The organism is Annamia dubia NIES-4383 (assembly GCF_055394725.1).
In genome coordinates this window covers 1,193,421-1,205,900 of sequence record NZ_AP025630.1, presented here as the reverse complement: position 1 = coordinate 1,205,900, position 12,480 = coordinate 1,193,421, and the positions used below count along the sequence as shown (strand labels likewise).

Below are 12,480 nucleotides of genomic sequence, written 5' to 3'. Positions count from 1 at the left end.
TAGTTTAATTTTTCAGATTATTACTAGCAATAAAAGCAGTTGTCCATGCACTTTGAAAATTAAATCCTCCGGTAATTCCATCAATATCTAAAATTTCCCCTGCAAAATATAAACCTTGACATTTTTTACTTTCCATTGTTTGAAAATTAACCTCTTTTAAACTAAGACCTCCACAGGTAACAAATTCATCTTTAAAAATGCCTTTCCCCCTTATTTTATAAACTCCCTGAGTTAATTCTAAAACTAATTTAGTTAATTCCTTTTTAGAAATTTCCGCCCAAATTTTGCCCTCTTTAATCTCACTAAATTTAACGAAACTTTGCCATAATCTTTTAGGAATAGTGGCAAAAGGTGAGAAAGTTTCGATTTTTTGGCGTGAATTTTTGGCTTTAATTTCTAATAAAAATTGAGTTAAACTTTCTTGATTAAATTCAGATAGCCAATTAATTTGTAAATCAATTTGATAATGATGATCATGTAAAATTCTTGCCCCCCATGCCGATAATTTTAACACACCCGGCCCACTTAAACCCCAATGGGTAATTAAAATAATTCCCTTTTGTTCGATTTTAATTTTACCCGTATTTAATAACTTTAAATGACAATTTTCTACGGCTATTCCTGCTAAATTTTCTAAGCGTTGATCCCTAATATTAAAAGTAAATAAAGAAGGTACAGGGGTTTCAATTTTATGGCCTAATTTTTTGGCTAATTCATAACCAGAAATATTCCCTCCTGTAGCCATTAGAATGCGATCAGCCTCTAAAATTTCACCGTTTTTTAAAACAATTTTAAAATTATTTTCATGTTTAAAAATATCTTTAACAATCGTTTTAATTCTTAACTGAATATGATACTTTTTAAGCTCATATAAAAAACAATCAATAATCGTTTCAGAATGATCAGTAATAGGAAACATTCTACCATCTTCTTCTGTTTTTAATTGTACTCCCCTTTGCTGTAACCATGCAATCATATTTTGGGGCTGAAAGCGGGTAAATGCCCCTCTGAGAGCTTTTCCACCTCTAGGATAATGATTAATTAATTCAGCCGGATCGAAACAATGATGAGTTACATTACATCTACCACCCCCAGAAATTTGAACTTTTGCTAAAGGTTTTATTCCGGCTTCTAAGATGATAATTTCACAATTTGGGTTATTAATTTTACAATTAATTGCACCAAAAACACCGGCCGCACCGCCACCAATCACAACAATTTTTAATTGATTTTTCATGTTAATTATTATTAATAGAAAATAAATAATAACCTAAGCCCATTAAAGCAAAAGCAATGATTAATTGTAACAAATTAGCAAAAGCAATAATCTGACTGGTTAATAACATCATTATTAAACTAATTCCGATTAATAAAAAGCCCCATTGTTTATTAATTTTATTTTGAAAAATTAAATAACCTCCGGCGATCCATAACAGGATAATATAGGCATTAAAAACTACTCCTATTCGAGTAGAAGCGGCCAAATAAATAAATCCTGCCACCATTAAAATTATACCTAAAAAACGACTCGTTTTTTTATTAAAATGTTTGAATTTTTCTATATTAATAAATTGTATTTTTGGTTTGTTTGTTTGATGTTTTTGTAGTTGAATATGGGTAGGTGGAATAATTTGAGGAATAAGCGCTTTTTCTGTTGTTTCGATTAATTCTGCTTCTATTTCTGCAATATTTAAAGGTATATTTTGACTAAAATTATCATCATCATTATTAAAAATAAAGGTCATTTTTCCATCTTTTCCTAAGTTTAAACAATCTTTATTTTTTAAAGTAATTTTTTGAAAAGGAATTAACTGATTTCCGTTTAAAAATGTGCCATTAGAACTATTATTATCTTCAATGATACAATTATTATTATTAAGATAAATATATAAATGTAATCTTGAAATAATATCAGCATTAGGAAAATCAATTACATTAATTTGATCTCCTTGAAAATCTGTAAATTTACCAATTTTTAAAACTGAATATTGATAATTTAATTGAATTTTTTGATTAGTTTGAACATGAAATAAATACATGATTTTTGATTGTTTATTGAATCGGTGGTAAAATTCCTAATTTATTCAAATTTTCATTAATATTATTTAATAATTGCAAATCTTCCTCTGGGAAAAATTCTTTTTCAAAGAAGGTAAAAGCTAATCTAAATTGATAGGAATTAGCCTTAATTGGTGCGGAAAAATGACAGGGAATAATCTGTTCAAAATTCCATTTTGCTACTTCATAAACCCAGTTTAAAGTTTCCGTTGAATTACGATTTAAGATTAATTTTTGTAAAATTGGTGCTACTAATAAATCCCCATTTTTTCTTAATTTATAAAAAGATTCTCGCCAATTTTCTTCCCATTGAAAAGGATATAGGCCAAAAAAGGCTTTTTTACTGCGATCGGGCGCATTTAAAGCCTCTAAAAAGACTTTACCCCAATCAGGAATTTTTAATACTTTGGGCTGAAAATAAAGACTAAATAAGACAATTCTTTGCCATCCTTTTCTACGATTTTCCCATGTATCTTCTACTTGATCAAAAGTGTTTTCTTTAGCATGAAATAACAAAGCAAAACGATCTAATTCAATAATTTTAGGGGGATCTTCAGGAATAGAAATAATTGAATCTGTAACTAATAAAGTGCGTGATTTTTTATGAAAAAAAGCCACTTCTGAAAATTTACCTAAATTCAAATTAATTGCCCCTAAAATTTGATAATCAAATTCATCTTTAAAGGGTGTTTCTTGACTATTTTTAGGTAAAATAAATGTTCTTTTCTTAGGAAAACCAACCCAACTTAAAGGCAAATTAAAAGGAAAACTCCATTGATCAGGCGCTACAAATACCTGAGCTTTAGGAAATTTTCGGGCAAAAGGAGCGACAAAAACTTTATGCTCTAAGCCCGATGAAGTGGGCAAAATAATATATTTTATTTCTCCGTATTTATCTATTAATTCTGATATTAATTTTAAACATTCATTGGTAGGTGCAACGGGAGCATAAACCAATAAACCGCCATTTTCCAAGCGTATTACCGTCATCCGAATGGGTACAATCACATAAAAAATGCCCTGTAATTGATCAAAAGTCCAAATTGTATCCTCTAAAACCTCTGTTCGGACGGTGCGGCGTTGACTATAGGGATAGATCGGCACAAGTTGCCAAAATTTCCATTGCCAATCTTTTGATTTTTGCTTGTGATTAGTTGTTGCTTGATTCATTGATAAAACCTCACCCCAAACCCCTCTCCTTTGTGGGCAGAGGGGCTTTTTTTGTAATACTTAAGTTCTTAATTCTTAATTGTACATTGTCCATTGTTCTTTGTTCAATCAATTGACTTAAAACTGATCAAAATAATTAATTTTATTACTTATTACTTATTCCCTATTTTTAACGCAAAGCCCCCGCCATGGCCGGATTTTTCTGGGTAATCATATCTTTAATTGCTGTCAAAAATTCCTGTTCAACGTAGGGCTTACTAAAATAAGCACTTGCGCCTAGTTGCATCGCTAAACGGCGATGTTTGTCGTTACTGCGAGAGGTTAGCATGGCCACAGGAATATCTTTGATCGAGGCTTCCCGTCTTCGTTGCCCTAAAAACTCAAAACCGTTCATATTAGGCATTTCCACGTCACAGATCACCAGATCAACCATTGTTCCCTGTTGCAATTGTTGTAAGGCTTCTTTGCCGTCTTTCGCTTGAAATACACGGTATCCAGCCTTTTGCAAACTAAAGGCTAAGGTGCGCCGTAAGGCGGCCGAGTCGTCCACTACCAAAATACGAGGGATCGTAATTTGTGCAGTAGATACTGAGGGTTCTTCCGGTTTGCTGACTTCTATTTGTGAGGATTCTTCCGTTTCGGTAGTCAGATTTAAAACTACGCTAGAACTGAGATTGGAATTGCGTACTGATGTACTACCACCCTCTAAAGTCATTTCAATTAAGCTATTACCCTCGATCACTGGGACTAAACTACCATCCCCTAAAATGGTACAACCATAAATATACGGAGGGGGCTTAATGGCTGTACCAAAGGGTTTGACCACTAATTCCTGTTCAGTTACAAGGCGATCGACTTCTAAAGCCCAATATTGATTTTCTTGACGGATGATCAAGAGGGGTAAAGCCCAGTCAGAGGGGGTGTTAACCGCCCCTAAAGCCTTACTAGGCAATAGATCGGGCAAGGGGCAACCATATTCTAATAAGTCTTTTAAATTGTAAGTGGGAACGGCCTGTTCACGCCAATATAAAAAGCGTTGTGTGCCTGATTTATGGATTTGATTGGCTTTGGGTACGATAATTTCTTCAATACTATCGGAGGGGAAAGCGATCGCGCTTGATCCCACAATACAAACTAATAATTTAGCAATAGTCAGAGTTAAAGGTAAAGAAAGGATGAAAGAAGTACCCTTTCCGGGTTTAGAATTAACACTAACATTGCCCTTTAAAGATCGTAATTGTGAGCGTACAACATCAAGACCAACCCCACGACCTGACAATTCACTCACTTTTTCAGCCGTAGAAAATCCGGGTTCAAAGATAAAATCAAGCAATTGATTCGGTTCAATTACCTCTAATTGTGCCATCGAAAGTAAGCCTCTCTCCACCGCCCGTTTAGCAATTTTATCCAGTTGTAAGCCTTCCCCATCATCACTCATTTCGATAATCGTTTGACTACCTTGATGGTAAGCCCGAACAGTAATTATACCTTCTTCCGGTTTGCCTCGTTTTCTTCTTTCTTCAGGATTTTCAATCCCATGATCAAAGGCATTTCTTAATAGATGAAGTAGGGGATCATAGAGTTTTTCTAACACAGCTTTATCCACTAAAACACCCGTGCCTGTTAACTTCAAATTAACTGGTTTTTTATGCTTATTAGAAAGGTCTCTTAACACACGGGGAAAACGTCTTAAAACTTCCCCTAAAGGTAACATTCTCGCCCACATTAATTCATCTCTTAGACGAGTTAACATTTGTCTTTGTTCTTCAATAGTTTGATTAGATTGGCGCGCATATAAAACAATATCATCAACCGCTTCTTCAAGGATCATTATTTCTTCTAAAAATGATTGAATCATCGAATGTAAAACGCTATAACGATCCATTTCTAAGGAGTCAAATTCTTCAGTTGAAGTGATCAAATCTTGCATTTCACTTAAAGAATTAGGACGGGTACTTTTCAATTCATAAATGGGTTGTTTTTCCGGTGAAATTAACATTTTATCTGATAATTTTTGTAATTCCTGTGTTAAATTTTGGAATTTAGAAAAACGGTTAAATAATTCTTGAACTTGTCCTTGTAATTGTTCATTTTGGAGAGATAAACCATTACGATTAATTGCTAATTCTCCCACTAGATCATTCATTCTTTCTAAACGATTTAAGTCAACTCTAACTGATAAATTGGAAGTTTGAGTTGCTTGAGTATTTTCTTTTTCTGTTTGTGGTTTTTTGTGACTTTGAATTTGTTTTAATTTTTGTTCAGCTTGTTCAACTAATTGATCAATATTTTGAGCAGAAGGTAAATTAACAAATGCTTGTTCAACTGAATTAATTAATGATTCAATACTATATTTTTCTTCAATTTTTTCAGGTAATTTTTCAACAATAGGCTTAATTTCTGCCACTGGTTTTTCTTCAATAATTGGTTTTTCAATAACTGATTCATTAATTAATTCTTCCCCTGCAAATTTACCAAAAACATCATCTAAACTTGGGGTTTTTTCTGTAATAACTTCTTTAAATACCTCATCTAAATTTGGTATTTCTTCTAAGAAAACATCATTAAAAGCTTCATCTAAACTGATTGATTTTTCGCTTATAATTTCTATTTTTTGAGGAATTTCTGTAACAGTTTCATCTAAAATTACATCATCAAAAATGCTTTCAACAGGTAAGATTTCCCCTTGATTTTCTATAACAGTTTCATCTAAAATTACATCATCAAAAATAGTTTCAACAGGTAAGATTTCCCCTTGATTTTCTATAACAGTTTCATCTAAAATTACATCATCAAAAATGCTTTCAACAGGTAAGATTTCCCCTTGATTTTCTATAACAGTTTCATCTAAAATTACATCATCAAAAATAGTTTCAACAGGTAAGATTTCCCCTTGATTTTCAATAATAGTTTCATCTAAAATCACATCATCAAAAATAGTTTCAACAGGGAAGATTTCCCCTTGATTTTCTATAACAGTTTCATCTAAAATTACATCATCAAAAATAGTTTCAACAGGTAAGATTTCCCCTTGATTTTCAATAACAGTTTCATCTAAAATCACATCATCAAAAACGCTTTCAACAGGTAAGATTTCAGGTGTTGTTTCTGTTATAGATTCATCCTCAATAATATCATCAAAAATTGAATTTATATTCAATAATTCTTCACTAATTTCTATTGAATTTTCTTCCAATACCACTTCTTCAAAAACATTATCTTCTAATTGTAATATTTGGGGATCAATTTCAATCAAAGAATCATCTAAAATTACATCTTCAAAAACATCAGAAAATTCAGTTTCATAGTGATCAGATATTGTCAATAACAGATGATCGTCAAAATTTTGCTCTATTAAATTATTCAAGTCAAAATCACTTTCTTCTAATATTAATTCATCTGTGACGGGCTGATCAGCCTCTAATGCCTCCCCTCCCGCTAAACTGATTAACTCATCACAGGCTGATCCCCCCCGATCTCGATCACCGTTGCTTACGTCTTGATGCGCTTTTTGGTAATCTTGTAAAGCTAATTTAGCAATTCTTAACAATTCATCGGGATGGCGATCTAAAGCTGTGATGGCCGTTTGGCCGATCTGGGCAAAGCCGGGCAGATTCAATAATTCGGCAAAACCATCAAAAATTTCAATCTGCGATCGCAAATCAGTTTCAATCGTCTGAAGTTCGCCCGTAGCAATGCTTTGGCCTAATTTTTCAATCCCTTCACTCACATCCACCTCAAAGAGGGACGATACCACATCAATACCCAAATCCGCCGAACTTGGGATATAATCCTCTGCTTCTTGCAGTGCATCCCCTAACTGAGCCTCGATTTCTTCCATGATGGGTAAAGCCTCTGCTAAAGCTCTTTCTGGCTCATATTTACCTGTCTTAATCTGCACAACTAAAGGATTACGCAAACAATCATAGCCTTTTAAGAGTAAATTTTCTAAATATTCATCAATTATCACAGATTCACTATATAAAGCTTTGAAAATATCTTCTAAACGATGTGCAATAGTTTTGATCCCATCTAAGCCCACACTAGCCGAGCCACCTTTCAAAGAATGTGCCGCCCTCATAATTTCGTGAACAAGGGCAGGAGTCTTCTGCTGTCTAAGTTTCAATACTCCATCTTCTATTAATTGTAATAATTCAGGGGCTTCCTCAATGAAAAATTGATAGGCGTGATCGTGTAATTCATCTTTTGGCGGAGTCGGGGGTTGAGCTAATTTTAACAAGGCGGGTGAGGGTTTTCCCCCTTCTTTGCGATCGCCCTGTAATACCTGCTCTCTAGCCTGTGTAAAATCGGCTAAAGCCAGTTGGGTAATTTCTAAAGCGCGATCGTGATGATATTCCAAAGCCTGTTCGGCCACCGTTGCAATTTGCCCAAACCCCGGTAAACTCAATAACTCAGCAAAACCAGCAAAAACTTCCCCTGTCGCTCGTAACTCTCCTGCCACTTCATAATTGTGAGGATTATTCACGACCTGTGTTAAACGCTCTAACTCCTGAGCCACATCCACTTCAAAGATTGACGATACCACATCAATTCCCAGATCAGTAGAACTAGGAATATAATCATCCGCTTGTGTTAAAGCTTCTCCTAATTCACTCTCAATTTTCTGAAAAATCGGTTCAGCCTGTTCTAAAGCCTTTTGCTCATCATAACTGCCCGTCTCAATTTGCTCCATTAAAGAGTCTTTTAAACAATCATAGCCCTGTAGGAGCAAATTTTCCAAATAGGCATCAATCACCACCTCATCGCTATATAAAGCCTTGAAAATGTCCTCTAAACGGTGAGCAATATGTTTGATCCCCTCTAACTCCACACTGGCCGCCCCGCCCTTGATGGAATGAGCCGCCCTCATGATCCCGTGTACCTTTGCTTTATCCTTTTCTTGACGAATCGTTAATAATCCTTCTTCAATTGATTGTAATAACTCTGGGGCTTCCTCAATAAAAAATTGATAGGCGTGATCCCGAATATCAGAATTGATCATGAGTCCTCTTAATAAACATTCAAAATCTACGATCAGCTAATAGCTATAAGACTAATTAATTTTAACACAAGTATTTTAATTTGTCCGGTAGATTTTGATTCTTTTTTGATAGATTAATCCCTGATAGTTAATTGATAACTTGCAATTGTTAAAACTCAAAAGATAAAGGAGATCATCCATGTTCAAAATAAATAACTTTTATTTTTATTAAGAGATTTTTTCCTAATTTTCAATAACTACCGCCGTTGTATCAAAAGTATTTAATGTACCATGATCTTTAGGTAATACTTCGGTTTTAAATTCAGGAATTTCATTGACTTTTTCCTCAATTTTTGGCTCAATTTTTGATTCAATTTGTATCTCTTGACCTTGGGAAAAATCCACATCATTTTTATTTTTAAATACCAATTGATTATTAAGACAATCAATATAAATTGTATCCCCTTCCACAAATTGTAATTCTAAAATTTTGGTAGCAATGGGATTTTCTAATTCCCTTTGAATTGCTCTTTTTAAAGGTCTAGCACCATAAACGGGATCATAGCCCACATTAACGATATATTGCAGGGCTTTGGCTGTTAATTCTAACTTTAATTTCTGATCTTCTAGTAATTTTTCAATACGTTTCATTTGTAAAGTAACGATTTTACTTAACTGATCTTTCTTCAAACTATGGAAAATAATTAATTCATCCACACGGTTTAAAAATTCTGGACGAAAATGTTTTCTTAAAGCCTCTGTTACTCTCTCATTCATTTCTCCATAATTTTCATCATTTCCTGCCAAATTCAGAATGTACTCACTTCCAATATTGCTAGTCATCACAATAATTGTATTGCGAAAATCTACTGTTCTCCCTTGAGAATCGGTAATTCTTCCATCATCTAACACTTGTAATAAAATATTAAACACATCACGGTGTGCTTTTTCCACTTCATCCAATAACACCACCGAATAGGGACGGCGGCGCACAGCCTCCGATAGTTGCCCCCCCTCCTCATAGCCCACATACCCTGGGGGCGCACCGATCAACCGTGAAACGGCGTGTTTTTCCATATATTCAGACATATCAAGGCGCACCATCGCCTCCTCACTATCAAAGAGGAATTTGGCTAAAGCCTTGGCTAACTCGGTTTTACCCACACCTGTAGGCCCCATAAACAAAAATGACCCGATCGGGCGGTTGGGATCCTTCATCCCTGCCCTTGCCCTACGAATAGCGGCCGCAACCGCCGCCACGCCTTCATCTTGGCCGATCACTTTTTCGTGAAGATGTCCCTCTAATTGTAATAATTTCTGGCGCTCAGATTCGAGCAAATTATTGACGGGAACGCCTGTCCAACGTGCTACGATCTCGGCAATATCGGCTTCTGTCACCTGTTCGCGCAATAAAGCGTTATCCTGTGATTGTAATTCGATTAACTGAGCTTCTTTTGTTTCTAATTCTCTTTGTATTACCTCTAGCCTTCCATATTTTAACTGAGCGGCTTTGTTTAAATCATAAGCTCTTTCGGCTTGTTCTACCTGTAACCTCAATTCCTGTTCTTCTTCTTTGAGAGCTTTTAAATCGTCTAATAGTTCTTTTTCTCCTAACCATTGGGCAGATAATTGTTGTTGTTTTGTTTCTAATTCTTTAATTTCTGTTTCAATTTTCTCTAATCTTTCCTGTGATAAACGGTAAGAGGGAGAATTAACTCCTAATTGTTCCTCACTTTGTAAGGATAATTTTTCCATTTGTAACTGCATTAAACGGCGATCAATGGCCTCTAATTCCACAGGTTTAGAGGTAATTTCCATTTTTAATTTAGCGGCCGCCTCATCTACCAGATCGATGGCCTTGTCAGGTAAAAAGCGATCGGTAATATAGCGTTGGGATAAAGTAGCGGCCGCCACTAAAGCCGAATCAGTAATTTTAACACCATGATGAGCCTCATAACGCTCTTTTAAACCTCTTAAAATTGAGATAGTATCCTCCACATTAGGCTGTTTAACGTAGACCTGTTGGAAACGTCTTTCAAGGGCGGGATCCTTCTCGATATATTTGCGGTATTCGTCAAGGGTAGAAGCCCCAATACAGCGTAATTCACCCCTTGCCAACATGGGTTTGAGGAGATTTCCCGCATCCATTGAGCCTTCCCTACCACCAGCCCCCACCACCGTGTGAACTTCATCAATAAATAAGATAATTCCACCCTCAGAATTAGTCACTTCTTTCAATACTGAGCGTAATCTTTCCTCAAATTCCCCTCTGTATTTTGCCCCTGCGATTAAACTGCCCATGTCAAGGGATATTAACTGACGATTTTTGAGGGATTCGGGTACATCACCGTTAACTATTCTCTGTGCCAAGCCTTCAGCGATCGCCGTTTTACCTACCCCCGGCTCACCAATTAAAACGGGATTATTTTTGGATCTACGGGATAATACTTGGATAATACGTCTGATTTCTTCATCCCGGCCGATCACGGGGTCTAATTTGCCGGCCTTAGCCTGTTCGGTCAAGTCTCGGCCGTATTTTTCTAAAGATTGATATTTTTCCTCTTGATCAGGCTCAGTAACTTTTTGTGAGCCTCTAACCTCTTTGATAACCCGTTCTAAGTCTTGGGGATCGAGGTTAAAACTGCGTAATAGTCGGCGGCCGAAGCGTTCATCTTCAGCAAAAGCGATTAAAATATGTTCAACAGAGATAAATTTATCCTGCCAACTTTCCCGACAAACTTCACAGCGATCTAGTAAAAGATCTAACCCTCGACCTAAATATAATTGATCAATTGGAATAGATTGGGGTTGACGTTTAGCAAAAAGCTCTAATTGTTGCTCAAATTTAAGAATATCAATGTTAACTTTTAGTAAAATAGTCTGAGTTAACCCTTTAGCGGCCACTAAAGCTAAAATTAAATGTTCAACTTCCAAATATTGATTTTTAAAACGACGGGCTACTTCTTGAGACTTCACGATCGCATCCCAAGCTTGTTCGGTGAATTTAGTTGCGTCTGTTGGTTGCATTGGAGAGAAAAAATAGGCTATAAGGTTAATCTTTTGATAGTATATCCGATTAGGTGCTAAAAATCATAATTGTTTTATTATTCGTTATTATTTCTTGGTTATTAGTTATTTGTAACAAGATTTCTAAGTTTGTTAAAACGACTTAATTTTTAAATTTTAATTTAATTTACCAGTAAAAAATAACCCATAACAAATAGTCAATAACTAATCAGAAATAACAAAATGTTTAATCTTTTAATCGGACAAAATCAAGCAATTGAATTATTACAACAAGCCATTGCCAAAGATCGCATTGCTCCAGCTTATTTATTTGTGGGGGCATCTGGAATTGGTAAAAGTTTTGCGGCCAAAAGTTTTGCCCAATTATTAATGTGTCATCACATTAATTCAGAAAAACATTCTTTAATTAGAAAGAAATTAACAATGGGAAATCATCCTGATTTATTATGGGTTGAACCTACCTATCTTCATCAAGGTAAAATGTTAACATCAAAAGAAGCGGAAGAAATAGGAATTAAAAGAAAAACCTCCCCCCAAATTCGCATCGAACAAGTGAGAGATTTAACTAAATTTTTAGCACGTCCCCCCCTAGAAGCATCAAGATCAATTGTCATTATTGAAGACGCTCACACTATGGCAGAAGGGGCGGCCAATGCTTTATTAAAAACCTTAGAAGAACCGGGAAAAGCTACTTTAATTTTATTAGCCCCTAGCCCCGATTCATTATTAACAACTTTAGTATCACGGTGTCAAAAAATACCTTTTTATCGCTTAGGAGAAGAAGATTTAAAAGAAGTTTTAAAGACTAATGCCTATGGTGAAATTGCTAATTTTCCGGCCTTATTATCCATCGCCCAAGGTAGTGCGGGAGATGCTATTTCTGCTTTTAAACAATTGCAAGAATTACCCCAAAATTTACTTAATAAATTAATGTCACCCCCTCAAATTCCCATAGAATGTTTATTATTAGCAAAAGAACTTAGTCAGAATTATAGTGTTAATACCCAATTATGGTTAATTGAATATTTAACTTATTCCTATTGGGAAAAATGGCATAATTCTCACTTATTAAAAAGTTTAGAAAAAACTCGCAAATTATTATTAAGATATGTTCAGCCCCGTTTAGTTTGGGAATGTTTCTTTTTAGAAATAAGAGAATTTAATCAATTAAAAATTGATAATTAATTTAATTAAATTAAGTTTAAAACTTCAAAAAAGGCAAAAAATCAAAAATTGATGACAAT

At 34.9% G+C, this 12,480-nt stretch carries 6 protein-coding genes; 1 reads left to right on the top strand and 5 read right to left on the bottom strand.

Features of this window, described 5'->3' with window-relative positions:
- Window positions 1–4: 4 nt before the first annotated feature.
- From Anndu_RS05445 to clpB, 5 genes are all read right to left on the bottom strand, one after another.
- Window positions 5–1,237, bottom strand: coding sequence for a BaiN/RdsA family NAD(P)/FAD-dependent oxidoreductase (locus Anndu_RS05445; RefSeq protein WP_464103400.1), 1,233 nt, complete (start codon window positions 1,235–1,237; stop codon window positions 5–7).
- Between the two features lies 1 nt (window position 1,238).
- Window positions 1,239–2,039 carry an FHA domain-containing protein gene (locus Anndu_RS05440; protein ID WP_464103399.1) on the bottom strand — a complete coding sequence of 267 codons (801 nt, stop codon included), beginning with the start codon at window positions 2,037–2,039 and terminating at the stop codon, window positions 1,239–1,241.
- A gap of 13 nt (window positions 2,040–2,052) precedes the next feature.
- A complete protein-coding gene (locus Anndu_RS05435; RefSeq protein WP_464103398.1) occupies window positions 2,053–3,228 on the bottom strand; it encodes a DUF4336 domain-containing protein in 1,176 nt (391 codons plus the stop codon).
- A gap of 169 nt (window positions 3,229–3,397) precedes the next feature.
- Window positions 3,398–8,230, bottom strand: coding sequence for a hybrid sensor histidine kinase/response regulator (locus tag Anndu_RS05430; protein ID WP_464103397.1), 4,833 nt, complete (start codon window positions 8,228–8,230; stop codon window positions 3,398–3,400).
- A 222-nt stretch (window positions 8,231–8,452) separates the two neighbouring features.
- Complete coding sequence (clpB, locus tag Anndu_RS05425) at window positions 8,453–11,236, bottom strand: ATP-dependent chaperone ClpB (protein WP_464103396.1); 2,784 nt, start codon at window positions 11,234–11,236, stop codon at window positions 8,453–8,455.
- A gap of 222 nt (window positions 11,237–11,458) precedes the next feature.
- Here clpB and holB point away from each other — a divergent pair, with 222 nt between their 5' ends.
- Window positions 11,459–12,421, top strand: a complete 963-nt coding sequence (holB, locus tag Anndu_RS05420; protein WP_464103395.1) for a DNA polymerase III subunit delta' — start codon at window positions 11,459–11,461, stop codon at window positions 12,419–12,421.
- Window positions 12,422–12,480: the final 59 nt, after the last annotated feature.

Excerpts from the sequence above, each read along its gene's own strand:
- Anndu_RS05440 (WP_464103399.1), bottom strand. The coding sequence starts at position 2,039 with ATGTATTTATTTCATGTTCAAACTAATCAAAAAATTCAATTAAATTAT.
- clpB (WP_464103396.1), bottom strand. The coding sequence starts at position 11,236 with ATGCAACCAACAGACGCAACTAAATTCACCGAACAAGCTTGGGATGCG.
- Anndu_RS05445 (WP_464103400.1), bottom strand. The coding sequence starts at position 1,237 with ATGAAAAATCAATTAAAAATTGTTGTGATTGGTGGCGGTGCGGCCGGT.
- holB (WP_464103395.1), top strand. The coding sequence starts at position 11,459 with ATGTTTAATCTTTTAATCGGACAAAATCAAGCAATTGAATTATTACAA.
- Anndu_RS05435 (WP_464103398.1), bottom strand. The coding sequence starts at position 3,228 with ATGAATCAAGCAACAACTAATCACAAGCAAAAATCAAAAGATTGGCAA.
- Anndu_RS05430 (WP_464103397.1), bottom strand. The coding sequence starts at position 8,230 with ATGATCAATTCTGATATTCGGGATCACGCCTATCAATTTTTTATTGAG.